The organism is Maricaulis virginensis (genome assembly GCF_027922185.1).
Lineage (GTDB): Bacteria > Pseudomonadota > Alphaproteobacteria > Caulobacterales > Maricaulaceae > Maricaulis > Maricaulis virginensis.
Map to the genome: position 1 here is coordinate 409,985 of NZ_BSFE01000003.1, position 22,204 is coordinate 432,188.

Annotated in this window: 23 protein-coding genes; 9 read left to right on the forward strand and 14 right to left on the reverse strand. The window is 66.4% G+C overall.

Translation table 11 applies throughout. The features are described from left to right. Positions 1-106: 106 nt before the first annotated feature. Positions 107-1,855, forward strand: a complete 1,749-nt coding sequence (locus tag PKE71_RS07990) for an amidohydrolase (RefSeq protein WP_271186428.1) — start codon at positions 107-109, stop codon at positions 1,853-1,855. A 161-nt stretch (positions 1,856-2,016) separates the two neighbouring features. On the opposite strand, the gene PKE71_RS07995 is transcribed toward PKE71_RS07990, so the two are convergent. Together PKE71_RS07995 and cobT are read right to left on the reverse strand one after the other, a co-directional pair. Further along, positions 2,017-2,985: an esterase-like activity of phytase family protein gene (locus tag PKE71_RS07995; RefSeq protein WP_271186429.1), complete on the reverse strand. Its 969-nt coding sequence runs from the start codon at positions 2,983-2,985 to the stop codon at positions 2,017-2,019. A 10-nt stretch (positions 2,986-2,995) separates the two neighbouring features. After that, complete coding sequence (cobT, locus tag PKE71_RS08000) at positions 2,996-4,906, reverse strand: cobaltochelatase subunit CobT (RefSeq protein WP_271186430.1); 1,911 nt, start codon at positions 4,904-4,906, stop codon at positions 2,996-2,998. A gap of 137 nt (positions 4,907-5,043) precedes the next feature. Between cobT and PKE71_RS08005 the strand changes: the two genes are divergently transcribed. After that, entirely contained in the window at positions 5,044-5,268 is a 225-nt protein-coding gene (locus PKE71_RS08005; RefSeq protein WP_271186431.1) for a hypothetical protein, read from the forward strand. 4 nt (positions 5,269-5,272) lie between these two features. Here PKE71_RS08005 and PKE71_RS08010 read toward each other — a convergent pair whose 3' ends face one another. Then, complete coding sequence (locus PKE71_RS08010; RefSeq protein WP_271186432.1) at positions 5,273-6,199, reverse strand: alpha/beta hydrolase family protein; 927 nt, start codon at positions 6,197-6,199, stop codon at positions 5,273-5,275. 204 nt (positions 6,200-6,403) lie between these two features. Between PKE71_RS08010 and PKE71_RS08015 the strand changes: the two genes are divergently transcribed. Further along, on the forward strand, positions 6,404-7,252 hold the full coding sequence (locus PKE71_RS08015) for a flagellin (RefSeq protein ID WP_271186433.1): 849 nt from the start codon (positions 6,404-6,406) through the stop codon (positions 7,250-7,252). A 6-nt stretch (positions 7,253-7,258) separates the two neighbouring features. Here the strand turns inward: PKE71_RS08015 and arsC are convergent, their stop codons facing one another. From arsC to PKE71_RS08055, 8 genes are all read right to left on the reverse strand, one after another. Continuing rightward, positions 7,259-7,681 (reverse strand): arsenate reductase (glutaredoxin), encoded by a 423-nt coding sequence (gene arsC, locus PKE71_RS08020; protein WP_271186434.1) that lies wholly within the window; start codon positions 7,679-7,681, stop codon positions 7,259-7,261. Next, positions 7,678-8,715 carry an ACR3 family arsenite efflux transporter gene (gene arsB, locus PKE71_RS08025; RefSeq protein WP_271186435.1) on the reverse strand — a complete coding sequence of 346 codons (1,038 nt, stop codon included), beginning with the start codon at positions 8,713-8,715 and terminating at the stop codon, positions 7,678-7,680. Before arsB ends, arsC begins: the two co-directional genes overlap by 4 nt. A 13-nt stretch (positions 8,716-8,728) precedes the next feature. Further along, positions 8,729-9,223 carry an ArsI/CadI family heavy metal resistance metalloenzyme gene (locus tag PKE71_RS08030; RefSeq protein ID WP_271186436.1) on the reverse strand — a complete coding sequence of 165 codons (495 nt, stop codon included), beginning with the start codon at positions 9,221-9,223 and terminating at the stop codon, positions 8,729-8,731. Beyond that, the gene (locus tag PKE71_RS08035; protein ID WP_271186437.1) at positions 9,220-9,582 is read right to left on the reverse strand and encodes an ArsR/SmtB family transcription factor; all 363 of its coding nucleotides are present in this window, start codon (positions 9,580-9,582) and stop codon (positions 9,220-9,222) included. Before PKE71_RS08035 ends, PKE71_RS08030 begins: the two co-directional genes overlap by 4 nt. Before the next feature lie 98 nt (positions 9,583-9,680). Further along, positions 9,681-10,244: a DUF1993 domain-containing protein gene (locus PKE71_RS08040; protein WP_271186438.1), complete on the reverse strand. Its 564-nt coding sequence runs from the start codon at positions 10,242-10,244 to the stop codon at positions 9,681-9,683. A gap of 44 nt (positions 10,245-10,288) precedes the next feature. Next, a complete protein-coding gene (gene cobS, locus PKE71_RS08045) occupies positions 10,289-11,278 on the reverse strand; it encodes a cobaltochelatase subunit CobS (RefSeq protein ID WP_271186439.1) in 990 nt (329 codons plus the stop codon). A gap of 161 nt (positions 11,279-11,439) precedes the next feature. Next, positions 11,440-12,927: a methyl-accepting chemotaxis protein gene (locus tag PKE71_RS08050; protein ID WP_271186440.1), complete on the reverse strand. Its 1,488-nt coding sequence runs from the start codon at positions 12,925-12,927 to the stop codon at positions 11,440-11,442. 325 nt (positions 12,928-13,252) lie between these two features. After that, positions 13,253-13,867: a J domain-containing protein gene (locus PKE71_RS08055; RefSeq protein WP_271186441.1), complete on the reverse strand. Its 615-nt coding sequence runs from the start codon at positions 13,865-13,867 to the stop codon at positions 13,253-13,255. Between the two features lie 179 nt (positions 13,868-14,046). Here PKE71_RS08055 and PKE71_RS08060 point away from each other — a divergent pair, with 179 nt between their 5' ends. From PKE71_RS08060 to PKE71_RS08070, 3 genes are all read left to right on the forward strand, one after another. Next, entirely contained in the window at positions 14,047-15,222 is a 1,176-nt protein-coding gene (locus PKE71_RS08060; RefSeq protein WP_271186442.1) for a M14 family zinc carboxypeptidase, read from the forward strand. A 69-nt stretch (positions 15,223-15,291) separates the two neighbouring features. Beyond that, entirely contained in the window at positions 15,292-15,558 is a 267-nt protein-coding gene (locus tag PKE71_RS08065) for a BolA family protein (protein WP_271186443.1), read from the forward strand. 91 nt (positions 15,559-15,649) lie between these two features. Beyond that, positions 15,650-16,426, forward strand: coding sequence for a DUF3313 family protein (locus PKE71_RS08070; protein ID WP_271186444.1), 777 nt, complete (start codon positions 15,650-15,652; stop codon positions 16,424-16,426). Here PKE71_RS08070 and PKE71_RS08075 read toward each other — a convergent pair. From PKE71_RS08075 to PKE71_RS08085, 3 genes are read right to left on the reverse strand one after another with little or no spacing between them, the layout of a single operon-like run. Continuing rightward, the gene (locus tag PKE71_RS08075; RefSeq protein ID WP_271186445.1) at positions 16,423-17,709 is read right to left on the reverse strand and encodes an HlyC/CorC family transporter; all 1,287 of its coding nucleotides are present in this window, start codon (positions 17,707-17,709) and stop codon (positions 16,423-16,425) included. The two genes, PKE71_RS08070 and PKE71_RS08075, sit on opposite strands and share 4 nt — an antisense overlap. Beyond that, entirely contained in the window at positions 17,706-18,809 is a 1,104-nt protein-coding gene (aroB, locus tag PKE71_RS08080) for a 3-dehydroquinate synthase (RefSeq protein ID WP_271186446.1), read from the reverse strand. Before aroB ends, PKE71_RS08075 begins: the two co-directional genes overlap by 4 nt. Then, positions 18,806-19,345 (reverse strand): shikimate kinase, encoded by a 540-nt coding sequence (locus tag PKE71_RS08085; protein WP_271186447.1) that lies wholly within the window; start codon positions 19,343-19,345, stop codon positions 18,806-18,808. The genes aroB and PKE71_RS08085 overlap by 4 nt, the downstream gene beginning before the upstream one ends. 107 nt (positions 19,346-19,452) lie before the next feature. Here PKE71_RS08085 and PKE71_RS08090 point away from each other — a divergent pair, with 107 nt between their 5' ends. From PKE71_RS08090 to PKE71_RS08100, 3 genes are read left to right on the forward strand one after another with little or no spacing between them, the layout of a single operon-like run. Further along, positions 19,453-19,593, forward strand: a complete 141-nt coding sequence (locus tag PKE71_RS08090) for a hypothetical protein (RefSeq protein ID WP_271186448.1) — start codon at positions 19,453-19,455, stop codon at positions 19,591-19,593. Beyond that, the gene (locus PKE71_RS08095; protein WP_271186449.1) at positions 19,562-21,208 is read left to right on the forward strand and encodes a hypothetical protein; all 1,647 of its coding nucleotides are present in this window, start codon (positions 19,562-19,564) and stop codon (positions 21,206-21,208) included. The genes PKE71_RS08090 and PKE71_RS08095 overlap by 32 nt, the downstream gene beginning before the upstream one ends. Beyond that, positions 21,205-22,140 carry a site-specific tyrosine recombinase XerD gene (locus tag PKE71_RS08100; RefSeq protein WP_271186450.1) on the forward strand — a complete coding sequence of 312 codons (936 nt, stop codon included), beginning with the start codon at positions 21,205-21,207 and terminating at the stop codon, positions 22,138-22,140. Before PKE71_RS08095 ends, PKE71_RS08100 begins: the two co-directional genes overlap by 4 nt. Positions 22,141-22,204: the final 64 nt, after the last annotated feature.

A 22,204-nucleotide genomic window follows, 5' to 3' on the forward strand; every position in this document is an offset into this window, starting at 1 on the left:
CGAATTCGATCAACGCCCGCTGTTCCTGCAGCGGGCGTTGTCGTATGCGCGGCATGCCGCTAGCTTCCTCGCGGATTTCGGACGTGAAGATCCGGGGGAGGCCGTCATGACAAACAGGATTTCCGCAATCGCCGCAGCGTTCGGCGCACTCGCACTGGCCGCCTGCGGCAGCGGCGAGCCCGCCGCCGAGGCGCCGGCCACACCCCGCCCTGCCGAACCGGCACCGGATGATGGCGGCATTCCCGCTGCCGACATGGTGTTCTTCGGCGGCCCCATCTACACCGCCGATGATACCCGCCCCATGGTCGAGGCCGTTGCTGTCCAGGACGGCCGCATCGTCTTCGCCGGACCGCGGGCAGGCGCGAATATCTGGGTGGGACAGGCCACGCGCCTCGTCGATCTGGAGGGCGCCGCGATGTATCCGGGCTTTACCGACAGCCATATCCACGTGCTCGGCGTCGGCCAGCGCGAACGCCTGCTCAATCTGGACGATGTGCGCTCGGTCGCCGAACTGGTCGAGCGCGTCTCCGGCGCCGTCGAGGCGGCCCGGCCGGGCGATGTCGTCTTCGGGCGCGGCTGGATCGAGACACACTGGCCGGAAGGCCGTTTCCCCACGCGGGACGATCTGGATGCCGTGTCGCCGGACAATCCGGTCGTGCTGGTCCGGGCCGACGGCCACGCGCTGGTCGCCAATTCCGCCGCGCTGGAGGCGGCCGGGATCGATCGCGATTCGATAGCGCCGGAAGGCGGGGAGATTCTGTTCGGCGAGGCCGGCGAGCCGACCGGCATGCTGATCGACACCGCCATGGGCCCGGCCCAGGCACTCGTCGCCCAGCCGTCCGGAGCCGAGCGCGCCGACACCTATGCCGAGGGCGCGAACCGTCTCGCCAGCCTGGGCTGGACCGGCGCACACGACATGTCGGTGCCATGGTCCGACGTGGCGATGATCGAGGGTCTCGCCCAAGCGGACCGCCTGCCGATCCGCGTCTATGTCTCGATCAATCCGGAAGGCTATGCCGATCTGGCGGCCGGCGATGTGCCGCGAGTGGCCGATGACGGCCGCGTCATCACCCGGGCCGTGAAACTCTATATGGACGGCGCCCTGGGCTCGCGCGGTGCGGCGTTGCTGGAGCCTTATTCCGACCGTCCGGACACATCCGGCCTGCGCATCGCGGAAGCGGACGAGACGACGGGCATGATGACCCAGGCCCTGCGTGACGGCATCCAGATGAATGTCCACGCCATCGGCGACCGCGGCAATCGCTCGCTGCTCGACTGGGTGGGCGAGGCGCTGGACCAGGTCCCCGCAGAAGAGCGCGCCCTGGCCGAGCACCGCTGGCGCGACGAGCACAGCCAGATCGTCCACCCGGACGATATCCCCCGCTTTGCCGAACTGGGCGTGATCGCGTCCATGCAGCCCTCCCACGCGATCGGCGACCTGCATTTCGCCCCGGACCGGCTGGGCGATGCCCGGCTGGAAGGGGCCTATGCCTGGCAGAGCCTGCTGGACGCCGGCGCACACCTCACCGGCGGATCGGATGCACCGGTCGAGCAGGGCGATCCGCGGATCGAATACTATGCCGCCACGGCACGCGCCGATCTGTCCGGTTTCCAGGGCGAGAACTGGCATGCCGAGGAAGCCCTGTCGCGCAGCGACGCGCTGAAACTCTTCACGCTGTGGCCGGCCTATGCTTCCTTCCGCGAGGACGAGCTGGGCTCGATCGCGACCGGCAAGCGGGCCGATTTCACGGTCTTCTCCGCCGACATCATGACCATCCCCGAAGCGGATATCCTCGAGGTGGAACCGGTGATGACGGTGGTCGAGGGGGAGATTGTCTGGGAGCGCGCGGAGTAGGCGGCACAAGCGGTCCTTCCCCTTGATGGGGAAGGTGTCCCGAAGGGACGGAAGGGGTGAATCCCGGTGTTTGCCTTTTCGAAGACCTCGCTCCCACCCCATCCACCACGCCTGCGGCGTGGTCCCCCTTCCCCATCAAGGGGAAGGATGGCGGTGTGGCCCTACTCTCCCACCGCAAATGCCATCAGCAGGGTGCGCTGGCGGTTGGAGAAATTATCGTCGGAGATGATCAGGACCAGCGTCTCGCCGCCGCGTTCGATCACGGCGATGCCCTCGAAATTGTCGACGGGCAGGGGCGGGTCGATCCGGCCGAGCGTTTCCGGCGTGATCGCGGCCGGTGCGCCGGTTTCGGGCACGGGGAAGGCGATGATGCCGATGCGGTTGCCGGCGGCGCGCGAATAGAAGCGCTCCACGGCGTAGATCGTGCCGTCGTAGGCGGCCATGCCGGTGAGCCCGAAAGAGGGGCGCGAATGCAGGCTGTAGCGCTGCCAGCCGGTATCGCCGCCCACCCACAGCGCATGACCCAGACCGAGATCGGTCGGGTACTCCACACCCATCACCAGGCGGCCCTCGTCTGTGAGGGCCAGGGATTCAAGGCCGCGATTGTCCGGCAGGCCGGACAGGGCGTCCGGGATATCCAGCGGTTGCGGCAGAGCCGTGTCGCGGGCCGACCAGTCCTCGCCCAGCGCATAGGTCAGCACGCGGTGGCGGCGCTCGAAACTCACCGCATAGCGGCCATCGCCCAGCGCCGTGAGGCCCTCGCTGTCGCCGGAGCGGCCTTCGAAATGACGGCCATCGCTGTCGCGCACGGGTGAGATCGAGAGGTCGCTGAAACCGGTCAGCGTGTTCGTGGCATCGTCCCAGGCCAGCGCACCGGTAACCCACCAGGCGCTGTCGGAGAGCGCCAGCAGGCGCGTGCCATCGGCCGAGACTTCCAGCGCCGACAGGCCCCCGAAGCGTTCATCGTCAGATGCCAGGACGAGCCCGCCGCGATAGGCCAGCCGGCCCAGCGCGGCCTGTTCCTCGGGACCGGCCTCCAGCGGCAGGGCGGCCGCCGTCACCGGCTGGGCATGGGATGCCGGCTGCAGCGCCAGGAAGAGGACGGCTGCAACAAGACTGAAACGCATCATGTAAAACTCCTCAGCGGCCGCCGGCCAGGGAGGCCCGGTCGCCGCGTTTGAGACCCGATGTCGCACTCTCGTTCCGGCTGGAGAAGCGGGTCCCCGGACGGCCATCCTCTTCGAACAGGGCCGCCAGCTGGTCCGTCATGGCCCCGCCGAGCTGTTCGACGTCATTGATGGTAACCGCGCGGCGATACCAGCGTGTGACATCATGGCCGATACCGATCGCCAGCAGTTCGATCTCCGAACGGTTCTCGATCAGGGCGATGGTCTCGCGCAGATGGCGTTCCAGATAGCCCGGCGAATTGGCCGACTGGGTGCCGTCATCGACCGGTGCGCCATCGGAGATCACCATCATGATGCGGCGTTGCTCCGGCCGGGCGCCCATGCGTTTCCAGGCCCACAACAGGGCTTCGCCGTCGATATTCTCCTTCAGGAGGCCCTCGCGCATCATCAGGCCCAGATTGGTGCGGGCGCGGCGCCAGGGCGTGTCGGCGGACTTGTAGATGATGTGGCGCAGATCGTTCAGCCGGCCCGGATGCGGCGGCTTGCCCTCGGCCAGCCATTGCTCCTTCGAGCGGCCGCCCTTCCAGGCCTTGGTGGTGAAGCCCAGGATCTCCGTCTTCACGCCGACCCGCTCCAGTGTGCGGGCGAGAATGTCGGCGCAGGCCGCGGCGACCATGATCGGCCGGCCGCGCATCGAGCCGGAATTGTCCAGCAGCAGGGTGACGATCGTGTCGCGGAATTCGGTATCGCTCTCCTGCTTGTAGGACAGGGGCAGGGTGGGGTCGGCGATGACCCGGGCCAGGCGCGAACCGTCCAGCACGCCCTCCTCGAGGTCGAACTGCCAGGCGCGTTCCTGCTGCGCCATCAGGCGGCGCTGGAGGCGGTTGGCCAGGCGGCCGACGACCTGGTCGAGCCCTTTGAGGGCATTGTCGAGATATTTGCGAAGCCGCTCCAGCTCGTCCGCATCGCACAGATCCTGGGCCTGGATCACCTCGTCGAATTCGCGGGTGAAGACCTTGTAGGCCTTGGCATCGCCCTCGCCGGAGGGCTGCCAGTTAGGACGCATCGCGGTCTGGGCGGCGCCTTCGTCATCCATGGCGTCGACGCGGGTATCGGCGTCCTCGCCCTCGGCATTGATCTCTTCCTCGTCGCCGGCCGTGCCCGAGGCGTCCGGCGTGTCGGGCTGTTCGCCGTCCTTGCCGTCATCCTGCTCGTCCTCGCCGGTACGCTGCTCGCGGTCGACGCCCTCATCGTCATCGTCCTGGTTTTCCGACTGTTCCGGATCGCCGCCCAGCTCGTCGGCCAGGTCGAGATCCTCGATCACGGTGCGCAGGAGATCGGCAAAGGCCTGCTGGTCGCCGGCATTGCGCGCCAGGGCGTCGAGCGATTTGCCGGCAACGGTTTCCAGCTGGTCGCGCCACAGTGTCATCAGCCCGTCGGCTTCCGGCGGGGTCGGACGCCCGGTGATCCGCTCGCGGACCAGCATCGCCACGGCCTCTTCCATCGGCGCGGCCTGACGGTCCTCGACACGCTGCCAGCCCTTCTGCCGGCAGCGGGCGATGAGGGCGGCATCGAGATTGTTCGCCATGCCGCGCATGTCGCGGGCGCCGAGGCTTTCCACGCGCGCCTGCTCGGCCGCATGGAAGATGGCGCGCGCCGTCGCGCCGGGCGGCAGGGCGCCGAGATGGGCTGCTTCGTCATGGTGAGCCAGGCGCAGCGCCAGCGCATCGGCGCGTCCGCGCACGGCCGCTGCGGCCGCTGCCGACGGCTCCGGTCCGGGATTGGGCAGCACGATGCGGCCGCCGGACAGGCCGGCAATCTCGCCGCCATAGCGGACGTCGAGATCCTTGTCGCCGGCAATGGCGCGGGTTGTGATGGCGAGGGCGCGCTTGAACGCGTCCGGGTCTCTGGGCGGCTGGCTCATAGCTGCAACCTAATCCATCCGCACGAAATTGCGAGGGCGGCAAAGCGTCCGCCTGCATGGGATTTCAGCGGAACCGGCACGGCCGCCACGCGTTTTAGGAGTACCGGTTGTTTCACAACCTGAAAGGAGGCCCGGTCATGACCAAGGTTGATTTTGAAAAAGCCCTTCTGGACCCGGCAGGCACGTTCGACGAGCCGGAAGATGTCGTGCGCAACGACGCCCTCTCGCGCGAACAGAAAAAGGAAATCCTCGAACGCTGGCAGCATGATGCCGAGGAGCTGGTCGTCGCGTCCGGCGAGGGCATGCCCGGCGGCGGCGAGACCCAGCTGCGCAAGGTCGGCAAGGCGCTGGACGCCGTCTGACGCGTTATTCCAGCACGCCGATGGAGACCAGCCAGTCACGCGAGATCGCCGCGATATCGTAGCGCTCGCCCGTGACGGTGTTTGTGAAGTTGTGGTCGCCAAAGGGCAGGATATGGACGGTGTGGTGCGTTTCGCCGTTCTCGATGCGCGCCCCGATCAGGTCGATCGAGGGCAGGACGGGGATGACACCGTCGCTCAGTCCGAAGAACCAGAGCGTGGGCGTGTCACTGTCGTCCAGGACAGGCGCCGGATCGAAGCCCGGCTCGCCCTCGAACGCGATGGCGGCTGCCTCGGCGGTCAGCATGTCTGTGCGGGTGATGGTGTCGCGCGCGCCTACGGACTGCATCAATGCGGCTTCGTGTGCCGCTTCTGCGCCCGCCGACACCGAAACGCCCTCACCTATGATGATGAAGCCGATCTCGATTTCGGTGTTCTCGCGCAGGAGGCTGTCTGCCAGGGGCATGATCCAGCCGGCCTGGCTGCCGCCGAACAGGCCGATGCGCGTTTCGTCGATGCCGTCCTGACCGGCCAGCCATTGCACCGAATGGGCGACGTCCCAGGCGAGGTCGTGGAAGACACGATCGCTCGTTTCTACCGAGAAGCGTTCGTATTCACCGGTTGATTCGCCCGTGCCGCGCTTGTCGAAGGAGAGGACCGCAAAGCCCATGGCCAGCGCGGCATTGGTGTAGAAGCCGACACCGTCGCGCGTGGTCGCTGCCGAGCCGTGCGCGGTAACGATGGCCGGCAGCTCGCCGGACGCGCCGGCCGGCCGGTAGAGCGTGGCGCCCAGTTCGACATCACCCGCCGGAATGGTGACGCGCACGGTTTCGGCCTCGCTGAGCGGTGACGCATGAGCGGGGGAGCCGGCCACCAGGACAAGGGTCGCGACGAAAAGGCAGACGGTCTTCCGCCATCCGGGGGTGTTGCGCATGTGCTTGGTCTCCTGACGCCCGATATTGCAATCAGACCTGCCTGCCGATTTCTGATCAATTCACAAGGGGTTGATCGACGAATGACGTCCTCAGCGCGGCATAATCCATGAGCAGGCCGGAAAGGAGTTGATAACCACATCACGGCATCATGGCCGGTGGAGCCAGGAAAAGCGGGCCCGACAGGTGGCGAGACAAAAGGCTGGATGACCTATTCGGTCCACTCCATGGCCAGCGTGAACTCTGCGCTGCAGCATATGGACATGCTGCAACGGGATAGTGTGAAAGTGCACACCCGTATCGCGACAGGGCTCAAGATTGGCAGCGCGAGCGATGGCGGCGCGATCTGGGCCCTGGCCCAGGGCATGCGCGCGTCCAACGGTGCGCGCGGCGAGGCGCTGACCTCGATGGATCTGGCCACCGGCGTCGTGGAAACGGCGCTCGCCGCCGCGGAAGGCATTTCCGATCTGATGGTTGAAATGCAGGGCAAGCTTGTCGCCGCCACCGACACTTCGCTCGACGAACGGGGCTGGCGCACCCTGATGAATGATTTCGTCGCCCTGGGTAATCAGGCCCAGCACCTCGTCGCCAACGCTGCCTTCAACGATATCAATCTCCTGGAAGCCGGGGCCGCCGATATCTCGGTGCTCGTTTCGGAGAACCCCAACGCCCAGATGGCCATTGCCGCGGAAGACCTGAGCGATGGCGGCGGGATTTTCGATTCCACCCTGCCGGCCAGCCTGCCGCAAACCGATGCCAGCGGTCTCGCCACCCGGCCGGACGCGACCATGGTGGCAGATTTCGAAGCCTCGATGAACGCGGTCAATGCCGCGATCTCGCGCCTGGGCGTCAGCCTGAAGACGCTGGAGATCCAGCGTACCCTCCTGGTCAAGCAGATCGATGTGACCGATGCCGGTATCGGCAATCTGGTCGACGCCGATCTCGGTCGGGAATCGGCCAAGCTCAAGGCGCTGATGGTGCGTGAGGATCTGGGCCTGCAGGCCCTGGCGATCGCCAATGAGGCGCCGCGCACCATCCTGCGCTTCTTCCAGTAGATTTCGCTAGCCGTCGACCCGGGCGCCGCTTGCGTCGATCACGGGCGTGCCGTCTTCCAGTTCGAACGGGCCTGAAGGCCAGGTCTCCAGAAGGTCGAGCACGCCGGGGCTGGGCCGGCACAGGCGCACACCGCGGGGCGTGCACACGATGGGCCGGTTCACCAGAACGGGATGCTCCAGCATGGCGTCCAGGATCTGCGTGTCGGACACGCCGGGTTCGAGCAGGCCCAGCTCCGCCGCCGGTGACTTGGTCTCGCGCAGCGCCTGGCGGGGCGTCAGGCCGGCGGCTGCGAACAGGCCGAGCAATTGCGGCCGCGTCCAGCCGGTTTCCAGATACTCGATCACGACCGGGTCCTCGCCCGCCGCCCTCACGATGGCGACGACATTGCGCGATGTGCCGCATTCCGGATTGTGATGGATGACGATCATGGCGCGGGTGTCTCCGGTCCGGGGAAATGGCGGCGGGTGCGGTTGGCGAAGGCGACCAGCGACAGCATGACCGGCACTTCTACCAGCACGCCGACGACGGTCGCCAGCGCGGCGCCCGAATTGAGGCCGAACAGGCTGATCGCGACGGCGACGGCCAGTTCGAAGAAATTCGATGTGCCGATCATCGCGCAGGGGGCGGCGACCGGGTGCGGCACGCGCCAGGCCCAGGCGGCGCCATAGGCGAGGGCGAAGATGCCGTAGGACTGGATCAGGATCGGCACGGCGATCAGGGCGATCAGCAGCGGTCGCTCCAGGATGACATGGCCCTGGAAGCCGAACAGCAGCACGACCGTGCCCAGCAGGCCGAGGATCGAGGCCGGTTTGATGCGGCCGGTAAAGCGCGTGACAGCCTCTTCCCCGCCCTTGCGGACGAGGAGGGTGCGCATCGCAATGCCGGCAATCAGCGGGATCACGACATAGAGCGCGACCGAGAGGATCAGCGTTTCCCAGGGCACCGCGATATCGGTCACGCCCAGCAGCAGGGCGACGATCGGCGCGAAGGCGAACACCATGATCGCATCGTTCACGCTGACCTGGGCGAGGGTATAGGTGGCGTCGCCGCGGGTGAGTTGCGACCAGACGAAGACCATGGCGGTACACGGCGCCGCGCCGAGCAGGATCAGGCCGGCGATATAGCCGTCGGCCTCGGCCGGCGGGATCAGTCCGGCGAAGATGTGCTTGAAGAAGACGACGCCGAGAAAAGCCATCGTGAAGGGTTTGACCAGCCAGTTCACCACCAGGGTGATGACCAGGCCCTTGGGCCGCTCGCCGACGCGCTTGAGACTGCCGAAATCGACCGCGATCATCATCGGCCAGACCATCGCCCAGATCAGCACTGCCACAGCAAAATTGACGTTGGCGTATTCCAGCGCGGCGAGGGCGGCGAACACACCGGGCACGATTTGCGCCAGCCCGATCCCCGCCAGGATGCACAGCGCCACCCAGACGGACAGATAGCGTTCGAACGTGTTCATCGATCCCGCTTCCTCAGCCGCAGCAGGCTTTTCCGGCGGGGCGGGGTGCGGCCTTGGGCGTGCAGCAGCCACCGTCTCCGGCTTCGTGGGGGGCGTTGGCGATGACCGCCGTTTCGGGCGCCTCGCCGAGATCGTGCCCGTAATCGGTGCTTTCGCCCATCGTGCGGAAGACTTCCCAATTGGTGCCGACGGGATCGGCGACCCAGCTTTTTTCCGACCGCGCATAGCAGCAGGTCGTCTCGCCCTCTTCGAGGGTTTGCGCTCCTGCCCGCGAGAGGCGTTCATAGACCGCGTCGAGTTCGGTCTTGTCCTCGGCCTGGATGCCCAGATGCTGGATGCCCGGACGGCCGCCGCGCGCGCTGATCGCGAAATTGACCCGCGGATCGTCGAGCATCCATTTGGCGTAGTCGGGCTTGGTGGTCGTCGGACTGGCGGCGAACAGGGTCGAGTAGAAGGTGATGGCCTTTTGCAGGTCGTCGACGGCAAGATGGACGTGCAGACGCTTCATGACAGGGACTCCTGGGGGGTGGGGCAGCAGGCGCCGCGTGCGGCAGCCTCGACAACCGGGGTGCAGATCTCCGAATGACCCAGGCAGCAATCCTCCATCAGATAGAGGAGGAGTGCCGACATGGTTTCGAACTCGACGCTGTAGATCAGCGATCGGCCGTCGCGGCGCTGGCGGACCAGTCCGGCCTGCGACAGCAGGTTCAGCTGGGCCGACAGCGTGTTGGGCGCGATATCGAGTGCGCGGGCGATCTCGCCCGCGGCCATTCCGTCGGGCCCGGCTTTCACCAGCAGGCGGAAGACGGCAAGGCGGCTGGGCTGGGCCAGGGCGGCGAGGCGGCGGACGGCGATTTCTGATTCCATATTTCAACGATAATTGAATTATGAGGTCGCGCAAGCCGGTTTTGCAGCGATGTTCAGCCGGCCGGAGATCCGCCGCCAGCAGACCTGCCGCCGGTAGATCAGCTCGCTGGCGCGGTTCCCGGGCGCAGATAGGCAAACATGTGCGCTACATAATCGGCCTTGCCCAGCTCCACGCCTTCACGGCGCAGGATCGCGTAGGCGGTCATGATGTGGAAGTAGAATTGCGGCAGGGCCCAGTCGCGCGCATAGCGTCCGCCATCGTCCAGATCGAAGGCGATGCCCATCGGCAATTCCAGTGCCAGCGGCTGGCCGGCGCCGTCATCCAGCGCATCGGCGGACAGGCTGTCGAGATAGGCCAGGGCCTCGTCGATCCGCGCGAGAGCCTCGGCCAGCGTGCCGGGATTTTCGCCGCCCTGCCGGCCTTCGTTCAGCAAGGCGTCCATCGCGTCGGGGAAGGCTTCGTGGCGCAGCCGGCGGCCGCCCTCATGGACCTGCAGGCAGGCAAAGCGGATCTGGGTCGACAGGGGGAACATGTCCGGGGCGAGCCGCGCCGCGAGCAGGGCGTCGGCATTGCCCGTCTGCTCCTCGGCCTTGCGCAGCCAGGCCGCCAGCGCGGTGAGCATCTGCCGGTAGGTCGGCAGCAAGAGATCGCTTAACGTCATGCCCGGCTCCCCGCCATTGGTGGCCATGCCTCGGTCGTCCCCGGTCAGGCCGCCGAGCTTTCCGCCTTGATCGGCGCTTCCGGCAGGTCCTCGCCGAAGACGCGCTGGTAGAATTCCGCGATGGTCGGACGTTCCAGCTCGTCACACTTGTTCAGGAAGGTCAGGCGGAAGGCGGCGCCGAGATCGCCGAAGATCTCGTAGTTCTCCGCCCAGGTCAGCACGGTCCGCGGGCTCATCACCGTGGAGATGTCGCCATTGATGAAGGCGTCGCGGGTGAGGTCGGCAACCTTCACCATGTCGGCGACCATCTTCTTGCCGTCCTCGCTTGCGGAGAGCTTTTTCATCTTCGCCAGCACGATGGCATTCTCGGTCTCGCGCGGCAGGTAGTTCAGCGTCGAGACGATGGACCAGCGGTCCATCTGGCCCTGATTGATCTGCTGGGTGCCGTGATAGAGGCCGGTCGTATCGCCCAGGCCGATCGTGTTCGTCGTTGCGAACAGGCGGAAGAAGGGATGCGGCCGGATCACCTTGGTCTGGTCCAGCAGCGTCAGCGAGCCCGAGGCTTCCAGCACGCGCTGGATCACGAACATCACGTCCGGACGGCCGGCATCGTATTCGTCGAACAGCAGGGCGACCGGGCGCTGCAGGGCCCAGGGCAGGATGCCTTCCTGGAACTCGGTGATCTGCTTGCCGTCGCGCAGCACGATGGCGTCCTTGCCCACCATGTCGATCCGGCTGACATGGCTGTCCAGATTGACCCGGACCATCGGCCAGTTCAGCCGAGCGGCAACCTGTTCGATATGGGTCGACTTGCCGGTACCGTGATAGCCCTGGATCATCACGCGGCGATTGAAGGCAAAGCCCGCCAGGATGGCCCGCGTCGTCGCCGGATCGAACACATAGTCCGGATCGATCTTCGGCGTGTGTTCGTCCGCCCTGGAGAACATCGGCACCTCGAAGCCGGCATCGAAGCCGAACAGGGCCTTTGTGTCAGCGGTCGTATCGGGGGCAGCCAGGGGGAAGTCTTCGCTCATCGAACCGGTCTTTATCGTTGCGCGCCTTGCGGCAAGGATTGCCTGACGCCTGGATTTGATATCGACAGGTATTGCAAGGCCGCACCGGCTTCAAGTCAATGCGGCGAACACAGCCGGGGCGGCAAATTGCCCCGGCTGTCCGATGTGCGCGGATAACGGGGTCAGGCGATCTGGCGGGCGAGTTCCTCGACGCTGCGGGTCGAACTCTCCACCTCGCGGGTGGCGGCGTCGATTTCCTGGATCGCCTTCGAGATGTCCGTCACGCCCTGGGCGACGTCCTGCATGTTGCGGGACATGTCCGAGGTGACCGATGTCTGTTCCTCGACGGCGGCGGCAACAGCCGTCGACATGCTCTCGACTTCCGAGATCGTGTTGCGGATCGAGGAGATGGCATCGGCGGCGCGTTGCGTTGCGCCCTGGACTTCGGAGACCTGCGCCGAGATTTCCCCGGTCGCCGCAGAGGCCTGGTTGGCCAGGCCCTTCACTTCGGATGCAACGACGGCAAACCCCTTGCCGGCTTCACCGGCGCGGGCCGCCTCGATGGTCGCATTGAGCGCGAGCAGATTGGTCTGTTCGGCGATGGCGGTGATCAGGTTGACGATCTCCCCGATACGCTGAGCCGCCTCGGAGAGCGTGCGGACCGTGGCGTCGGTCTTGTCGGCCTGCTCGACGGCTTCCCGGCTGACCTGGGATGCACGCGACATCTGCTGGCTGATCTCGGCGGCCGAAGCGGACAGTTCTTCCGCACCCGAAGCGATCGATTGCACACCGGTCGAGGCCTGCTGCGCGGCCGCGGCCACGCTGGCGGTCTGCGAGGAGGTGTTCGAGGCGGACCGGGAGATCTTCTGCAGATCGGCCGCGATCGAGCGCTGGGCGTCGGCGCGGCGATGCCGTTCGCTCACCTCGGCGGTGATGTCGGTCGCAAACTTCACGACCTTGAACGGCTTGCCGTCCATGTCGAGGATCGGGTTGTAGCTGGCCTGGATCCACACGTCGTGCCCGTCCTTGGCGATGCGGCGGTATTCGGCGGTCTGGAATTCGCCTCGGGCCAGTTTTGCCCAGAACTCCTTGTAGGCCGGTGTGTCGCGCTCGCCCTTCGCGACAAACAGCCGGTGGTGCTGGCCGCGGACTTCGTCGAGCGTATAGCCGAGCGTCTTCAGGAAATTATCATTCGCCGTCAGAATGGTGCCGTCGAGTTCGAACTCGATGATCGCCTGCGACTTGTCCAGCGCGGCCAGCTTGCCGTTCATATCGGCATTGGCCAGCTTGCGCTCGGTGACGTCGGTCGCGAACTTGACCACGCGATAAGTGCGGCCCGATGCATCTCTTACCGGATTATAACTCCCCTGGATCCAGACGGGCCGGCCGCCCTTGCCGATCCGCTTGTACTCGGCAGCCTGGAACTGGCCGGCGCGCAGCGTATCCCAGAATTTCCGGTATTCGGGAGACGCAGCGTAATCGTTCTCGACGAAAAGCGCATGGTTCTGGCCGACGATCTCGTCCAGCGTATAACCCATCGCGTCGAGAAAATTCTGGTTGGCCGTGAGGATTTTCCCGTCCGGCGCGAATTCTATCACGGCCTGGGAGCGGGTTACGGCGTTGTACTTGTCGGCAATCTGGCTTTTGTCCGAATTCAACAGGTTCAGCATGGCGAGTCCCGTCGCTATCTCGTATTGGGCCGGGGAGGCTTGTTGGCGAGAATTCTTTTATTCGAATTTGAATCGATTTCACGCTGCACCTGTGAACAGAAAGTTAATGTCGGAATGGAGTACAAATATTCAAGGCTTGGTTTCTGAAGTGTTCACGAAAAAATCAGATAAAAATCAACGAATTACTATTTTATTAGTCAACGGTCTCGTTTTGAAACAAGTATAATAATAGATTAGCAAGAGCGCTTTGATCTATTTTGTGGCTATTTGAGGCTGTTTTATGAAATAGGCGCAAACAAGGATTGCGCGGCTGGAGCGCTGTGGCTCAGGCCATGCCCGCATTCTTGAGGATCTGGTAGGCGGCGATCACGCGGCCCAGCTGTTCCTCGCTCGAGCGGTCGCCGCCATTGGCGTCCGGGTGGAAGCGCTTCACCAGTTCGGCATAGCGCCGGCGCACCCTGGCCGGTTCGACATCGGCATCCAGCCCCATCGTCTCCAGTGCCTTGGACTGGAGACGGCCCATCGATTTCTCGCGCGGGGCTTCCTTGTGCGGATCGCGCCGGTCACCGAACATGCCGAAGGGATCGGTGAAACCGTCAGCAAAGTCGCGGCTGGCGCGCTGGGCCTTCGAGCTTGCCGAATGCGTATTGCGCCAGCTCCAGGTCGGGCGGTGGCCATAGGCAGCGCTTTCCCGGAAGGACTGGGCGGCGTGTTCGCTCATGCCCTCGAAGAAATTCCAGGACTTGTTGTATTCCGACGCGTGCGCCTGACAGAACCAGTAGAACTCGTTCAGCCGGTCCGTCGACTTGGGTGCGCGGCTGTCGCCATGCTTGCGGCAACCGGGCCATTCGCACACGCGTTCTTCCGGCGCCGGCTCGTCCCGGGGCGGTTTGATGCGGATATCCTTGAACCGCGGTTTGTAGTCGTAGGCGCCGGACATGGGGCCGATTATGGGCATGCGTCGGTAAAGCGGCAATGAAATGCCTGTTGAAATTTGTGTCAGCGCGCAGCCCGGCCGCTGCGAAAGCCGTTCACGCCAGATTGACAGGCGACAGGGGCTCGGCTCCGCTGTCGCCAGAGCCGGGGCGTCGTGATCCGGCGACAGCGCCGGAGACCGCCATGACCCTTCACCTCCGTTCCTTCCTGGCCGCCCTTGCGGCCGGCGGTCTCGGCCTGACCGGTTGCGCCACCCTGCCGCAGACAGAAACCGCGGCCCTGTGCCGGGCCGAGGGGGTGAGCCTTCATGCCGACTTCCCCACCGCCGGCCAGCACCGCTGCCTGGCGCGTTCGGCCGAGACGGTGATCGTGCGCACCGATCCGGAAGTCGCGATCGCCCCGCGCATCAATCCCAGCCCCTGGTTCGCCTTTGACATCGAGCGCGAGGAAGCGGGCCCCATCGAGATCGTGCTGGATTATGGCGGCTATCGTCATCGCTACGAGCCACGCATCCGCCGGCCGGGCGAGGACTGGCAGAGGGTGGATCCGGCGCATATCGAGGTTCTCGAAGAGGAAAACCGCGCACGTCTCACGCTAGACCTGCCGGCCGGCCGGACGCGGATTTCCGCCCAGCCCACCTATACGCCGGCCGATGTGGCCGGCTGGTCGGCGGCCTTCGCGGATGCGCATGGCTTCACCGCAATCGAATATGGCCGCTCGCTGGAAGGCCGGCCGCTGGAGGCGCTGGTCGCGGGCCCCGCCGATGCCGGCCGCCTTCTGGTCGCGCTGACCCGCCAGCATCCGCCGGAATATTCCGGCGGCCGCGCTTTCGAGGCCTTTGCAACAGTGATCGGCGAGGCGCATGACGGCGGCGCTCTGGCCGGCTATCGCCTGGTTCTGGTGCCGCTGGCCAATCCTGACGGCATGGCGAACGGGCACTGGCGCCTCAATTCCGGCGGCATGGACCTCAATCGCGACTGGTTCGAGGCCGAGCAGCCCGAAATCGCCGCGCTGCAGGCGCTGATCCGCCGGGAGGCCGAGGGCCGCGATGTCGAGGTTTTCCTCGATTTCCACTCCACCCGCCGCACCCTCGTCTACAATCCGCCCGCCGGCATTGCCGCGCGCGGTGACGCACTGATGGCCGAGATGGCAGCGCGCTTCGAAGCCGCGCTCGACCCGCAGCCGGAGTGGATCGAAGGTCACAACGCCGAGGCCGGCACGTCCAAGGCCTGGGCGCTGCAGACTTTCGGCGTGGCCGGGCTGACGGTCGAACTCGCCGACGAGGCCTCCGTCGAGGAGAGCCACGCGGTCGGACGGCTGGCCGCCGAGGCGGTGCTGGCGGTTGCGGCAGATCACTGACACCGCGCATGGCATCGGTGCCGTCTACGCGGTTATGGTCGGGCGCATCCAGACTTGCGGAGTATTGCCATGTCCATGAGGGACACCATCCAGGCCCGGCTTGAAGCGGCCCTCTCGCCGCAGCAGCTCGATGTGCGCGATGACAGCCATCTGCACGCCGGACACGCCGGCGCGCGGCCGGGCGGGGAAAGCCATTTCACCGTCGAGATCGTGGCGGAGGCCTTTGCCGGCCGCTCGCGGGTCGAACGTCACCGCCTGGTCAATGAGGCACTCTCGCACGAACTCGCGCGACAAATTCATGCCCTGGTCATCCGCGCGCGTGCACCTGGTGAATAGCGGCTGCGGCGGGCAGGGCACGATGTTGAAATGACATGCGTGCGCGCTAGCTTCCCGGCCGATAGTGAGAACAGCGAGGCGTGCCTGCTCCATGTACAAGTCCCGAACGGTCCTGCCGGCAATCGGCAGCCTGGCAATCCTGCTGGCCGGCTGCAGCACGGCTTTTGAAACCCCGACCACCCTGTCGAGCGATGCGCAGCTGGTTCCGGGCGAACGCCGCCTGGTGCCGGTGATGGAGTACGCAGACGGTGAAGCGCTGGCCGGGCTCTCGGCGCTGCACCTGCCGCTGGTGGAAATCGCGCCCGGAGCCGAGGTCGATGGCGATCTGGACAGCGCGCGCCTCGATCGCCTGCGCGCGGTTCTCTCGAAGGAGATCTGCCAGCGGTTCGCGCGCGGCGGGTTCTCAGTGCTGCCGGAACCGGAGGAAGGGGCGGCAACGGCGCGGTTGAGTGCAGCTGTGACGGGGCTGCGTCGCAATAATGTTGCAACAACGGGGCTGTCACGGGTCATCGGTACAGCCGTTCCGGGGCCGCTCAATCCGCGCGTGCCGATCGGTATCGGCGCGCTGGGGGCGGAAGGCGAAATTCTCGCCGAGGACGGCACCCAGCTCGCCGCGATCCGCTGGGCGTCGCAGAACCACCTCGCCTCCGGCGGCGGTTTCACCACCGTGCTCGACGGCCCCGCGGCCTTCGGCGACCTGGCCGACGCCAATGAACTCGCCAGCATTTTCGCCGATGCCTTCGGCGATCTCGTCGTCGAGGCCAGGGCCGGCTACGAGGTCAGCGAAAGCGAGACGCCGCGCGGCACGTGCGACGCCTATTTCGACCAGATCGGCCAGGACGAAGACGCCGAAGAAGCCGCCGGCTAAAGCGCGTCCAGCTCGTCCGGGCTGACCGAAACCCGCAGCCTGGTGATCTGGTTGCGGCGGCGCTCGACGACTTCAAAGCGGGCGCCGTGGAACTGGAAGACCTGGCCGCGCTCCGGGATCGTCTGGGCCTCGTGGATCACCAGGCCGGCAATGGTGACGGCCTCCTCGTCGGGAAGCTCCCAGTCCAGCGCGCGGTTGAGATCGCGGATCGGCACCGCGCCGTCGACCAGCCAGGAGCCGTTCTCGTTGTCCGGCTGGATGCCCTCGACGGCGATGTCATGCTCGTCCTCGATGGCGCCGACGATCTCCTCGAGAATGTCCTCCAGCGTCACCAGACCCATCAGCGCGCCATACTCGTCGACGACCAGGGCGAAGTGTTCGCGCTTTTCGCGGAAGGCGTTGAGCTGATCGAGCACTTCGGTGGTTTCCGGCACGAACCAGGGTTCGCGGCGCAGCGCGTCGATATCGATCACCGACGCATCGCCATCGGCCTCGTGCAGCGCGCGGGCAATGTCGCGCACATGCAGGATGCCGACAATATTCTCGGTGTCCTCGCGGTAGAGCGGCAGGCGGGTGTGCGGGCTGTGCAGCGCTTCGGTGACGATCTCTTCCGGCTTCTTGTCGGCATCGATCATCAGGATCGACTTGCGGTGAACCATGATGTCGTCGACCGTCAGCTCGCGCAGGTCGAGCACGCCGCCCAGCATGTCGCGGTCATCCTTCACCACGCCGCCTTCCTCGTGATGCAGGGCGATGGCGCCGCGCAGCTCGTCATGGGCGGACAGGACCGGGCCTTCCACATTGGCGCCGAAGATGCGCAGCGTACCGCGCACCACGACCTGAACGGCCCGCACCACCGGCGCGAAAACCTTCACCGCCAGAAGGATCGGCCGCGCCACGGTCAACGCGAAACGGTCGGGATTGGACAGGGCGTAGGTCTTGGGCAGGACTTCCGCGAAGATCAGCACCGTGAAGGTCATGATCAGCGTGGCCCAGAGCACCGAATTGCCGCCCAGCAGGTCCTCGAACAGCTGACCCGCAATCATCGAGGCGGCGATATTCACCAGATTGTTGCCCAGCAGGATCGAGCCGAGCAGGCTTTCTCCGTCGCCGATCAGCTTGTTGACCACAGCGGCCCCGGGGTGCTTGTCGCGCTCCATCTGCAGCATGCGGGCCCGCGAGGTCGCGGTCAGCGAGGTTTCTGATCCGGAAAAGAAGGCGGACAGGCACAGAAGGCCGATAATCATCAGCACCGGGCCGATCAGGGTCCAGTCGAGGCTCATGAGAGCTGGGTCTCCAGAAAGTGTTGCAGGTCGGTCTCGTCGGTATCGCGATCGATGAAGGCCTCGCCGATACCGCGTGCCAGGACGAGGGCGATCCGCCCGTCCCGGTTCTTCTTGTCATCGCGCATGCGGTCGATCAAGCGTTCCGCATCCCAGCCGGTATGGGCCAGCGTTTGCGGACCGTCGGGCAGGCCGGCTGCGCGCAGGTGCGCCCGTACACGTTCGGCATCCCCGGCCGGGCAAAGCCCTTTGTGAACCGAAAAGCCGAAGGCCAGCGCGAGACCCGCGGCGACGGCTTCGCCATGGCGGATCCTGTCCTTGGGCGCTTCGGCCTCGAAGGCGTGGCCGAAAGTATGGCCGAGATTGAGCAGGGCGCGGGCACCGGCCTCGCGCTCGTCCTCGGCGACAATGCGCGCCTTGAACGCCACGGCCGCTGCCACGGCTTCGCTCAATGTCTCACCGTCGAGGGCCGTCTCGGCTGCTGCCTCCAGCCGGTCGAACAGCGGCCGGTCGCCGATCAGTGCGGCCTTGACGATCTCGGCATAGCCGGCCCGGCGTTCGCGCAAAGGCAGGCTGGCCAGCAGGTCGGCATCGGCGATCACCAGGCGGGGCTGGTGGAAGGTGCCGACGAAATTCTTGCCATGGCTGGTATTGATGCCGGTCTTGCCGCCGACCGAGCTGTCGACCTGCGAAAGCAGCGTGGTCGGGATCTGGATGAAGTCGACGCCGCGCTTGGCAATGGAGGCGGCGAAGCCGGTAAGATCGCCGATCACGCCCCCGCCCAGCGCGATGACCGCCTCGGAGCGTTCGATATTGCGGTCGAGCAGCGTGTCGACGAGGTGTTGCAGGCCGGCCCAGCTCTTTGTCGTCTCGCCCGGCTCCAGCACGATCGGATCGGCGCGCAGCCCGGCGCCTTCCAGCCAGTCGGATACGGTCTTCAGATGCAGGCCGGCGACGGTGCGGTCGGTTACCAGGATGGCGCGGCCGCGCGGGAAATGCGCACCCAGCCGAGATTGTGCCGCCTTCAGCGCACCGGCGCCGACCAGCACATCATAGCTGCGCGCACCCAGCCCGACGGAAACGGAAAGTATGTCGCTCACGCCTCGGCCTCCCGGGCTTCCAGCGCCCGCATGATCAGGTCCAGTGTTGTCTGATGCGATCCGGCGGATGCATCGACATGGATATCCGCCTCTGCATACGCGGGTGTGCGGGCTTCGAGCAAGCGCTGCAGGACGCTGCGCGGGTCCTGGCCGCGCAGGAGCGGGCGGGTGTCGCGCCGGGAGACGCGTTTGACCAGCGTGTCGACATCGGCCTGCAGCCAGACCGACACGCCCTTTTCCTTGATGCGCGCACGCGTTTCCGGGTCGACAAAGGCACCCCCGCCCAGGGCGATCACCATGGGCGGTTCGTCCAGCAGGCGTGAGATCACCTTGCGTTCGCCATCGCGGAAGGCCGCCTCGCCGAAATCGTCGAAGATCTCGGAAACCGAACGTCCTGCAGCGCGTTCGACTTCCTCGTCGGCATCCCGGAAATTCAGGCCGAGCGCCTTGGCCAGCCGGCGGCCGACCGTGGTCTTGCCGACCCCCATCAGGCCGATCAGCACGATGGGGCGGTCCGTTTCGAGAGATCGCGTCATGCCTAGCGGTATAAACGGTCTGGAAATCGCCGCAATCACGGTTAGGCTCCGCACGGAGGTCCGGTGCAGCCGATCGCACCGGTTTCAGACGTCATGGAGTAGGGCGAATGCGGGGTTTCCTGATTGGAGTGCTGGTTGTCGGCGTGCTGGTTCTGGCCGGCTTCGGGACGCTGGCCGTGATCGCGAATGGGCTGGAGCCCACCCGGGAGAGTGTACGTGTCGAGTTGGAAGACAATTTCCCGCGCTAGCCTGCTGGCAGCGCTGCTGGGCGGCACCGCCCTGGCTCAGGATCCGATCGAGGTGGAGCGTCTGGATGCGCTCGATCCGCTGGAAGTCGGTCTGCCCGGCGCAGCGATGAGCAACCGCCTGTGGGCGGGCACCGACCGCGTGATGGCACAGGCCGTCCTGTCGCGGCTGCCGGCCGCCGAAGGGGACGGCTATACCAGCGAAACCCTGGCCGAGATCGCACGTTCCGTCCTGGTCTCCGGCGGCCGTCCGCCCGCCGGCGGGCGCGGTGATGCCGAGCTTGCAGCGCTGCGGATCGACCGGCTGCTGGCCGCGGCCGGTGCCGATGACACCTTCGACCTGCTCGAGCGCACACCGGGTATCAACCGTACACCGGCCCTGGCGCGCTGGCATGCCGAGCTTGCCTTTGCCACCGGCAATGCCGGACGCGCCTGCCGCACGGCCGATGCGATGACCCAGGGCCGCGAAGACGCCTACTGGCTGCGGGTGCGGGCCTATTGCCTCGCGCTCGACGGCCGGGATGGCGCGGCCGAGCTGACCGCCGAACTCGCACGCAGCCAGGAACCGGATGCCGGTTTCGAGGCGCGCCTGTTCGCGATCATGCTGGACACGCCGCTGGATGCGGATGCGCCCGCAGCCGACAATGGTCTGGAATGGGCGATGAGCCGGGCTCTTCATACGCCGGGCGAACCGGCACCCGCCATCGGCGAGACTGCGCCCGCCTGGCTGCGCGAAGTCGCCCGTCACGGCATGGAACGGCGCGCATCCTCGAGCGAGGATCCGATGGCGCTGTTTGTCGCCGCAGGGTCGATGGACGGCATGGAACGTCACCATGCGCTCGAGGAGGTCATCGCCCAGGGTTATGACCGCGAGCTCGCGGGTCAGGCGCTGGGGCTGATGCTGGCGGATACGGGCGGTGGTGCCCGCTTTGTCCATGTCGCGCGTCACCACGGCCGCGAAATCGAGACCGTGCCGATCACGCGCGTGACGCTGGAACATGGCTACGAGATCGCGCTGGCCGCGCTGCTGGTCGGCGAGACCGGTCTGGCGCGTGAATGGCGCGATGCGCTGGTCAATGGTCCCGCCCGTCCGCAGCCTGTACCGGGTCTTGTTCCGGCCGGACCGGATATGGACGGCAAACCGTCTGTTGCTGGCGCTGCTGAGCCGATGTCTCTGCCGCCGCAGCCGGAATGGGTGCCGCCCAGCCCGCGCCGCATGGTTGCGCTGGACATGGCCATCGCGATTGCCGGCGATGACTTGCGCGGCGGCACATATGAAGCCGTGCAGGCGGCCTGGTTCGAGGCCCATGGCCCGGCCGTGGCGACCGATATGCTGGCCCTGACGCGTCTGGGGGCGCGGATGCCCGAAGGCTTGCGTCCGATGCTTCTGGCGCAGGAACCGGCGGCGGCGCCAGCTGGTCTGGCGGCCATGGATGCGGCCGTGCGGGCCGACGCCCGGGGCGAGGCCGCCTTGCTGGCGATTTCGGTCCTGGCCGATCCGGCTGCGGCCGGCAATGCCGATGCAACGGCGCGGGCGATTGCCGCGCTCGATGCAGCAGGATTGCGCCGGGCGGCCCTGTCGGTCTTGCTGGAACGGGTCGTCGGGTCGGCCCTGTGAGCGCCAACCGGGACATCGCGCTTTTCCTGGACATGATGGCCGCCGAACGCGGTGCTGCATTCAATACGCTGGAGGCCTATCGACGCGATCTCGACGATATCGCGGGCCGTCTGGCGGCCCGCGGCACGGCCCTGGCCGACGCTTCGACGGCAGACCTCGAAGCCGTGCTGGCCGGGCTCGCCTCTGACGGGCTGTCGGCCTCCACCGCGGCGCGGCGCCTGTCGGCGATGAAGCGCTTTTACCGGTTTCTCCTGTCCGACGGACGCCGGGGGGATGATCCGGCCGCGGCGCTCAAAGGGCCGAAGAAGGGCCGCAGCCTGCCAAAGGTGCTCAGTGAGGCGGATGTCGACGCGCTGTTCGATGCGGCCGGCCGTATCGAGGGCGCGAATGGTGTGCGTACCCGCGCGCTGATGGAAATCCTCTATGCCGGCGGTTTGCGGGTCAGCGAACTGGTCTCGCTGCCGCTCAACGCCTTTGTGCGGGCCGAGCGCTGTATCCATGTCACCGGAAAGGGCGGCCGCGAGCGCCTCGTCCCCCTGACGCCGAATGCGCTGGAAGCCGTCGATGCCTACAGGGCGGTGCGCGAGACGCATCTGCCGCCCGAGGCCGGGCGTGCCAAGCGGGCCCAGCGCTTTCTCTTCCCGTCCCGGACCGCGAAGAGCGGCCATATGACCCGCGAGCGTTTCGCCCAGATTCTCGGCGATCTGGCTGTTGCGGCCGGGCTCGACCCGGCCAGGATCTCGCCGCATGTGCTGCGCCATGCCTTTGCCACCCACCTCCTGGCGCGCGGGGCCGATCTGCGCAGTGTGCAGATGCTGCTGGGTCATGCGGATGTGTCGACGACACAGATCTACACGCATGTGCTGGACGAGCGGTTGAAGACGCTGGTGCAGACCTCGCACCCGCTGGCACGCGGCTCCGGCGGCGACTGACTGAGTTGACGTGTGCGTAAGCACGGTCACGAAGGCTTGTGACCGTGTCGCTAGCTGGCTAGGT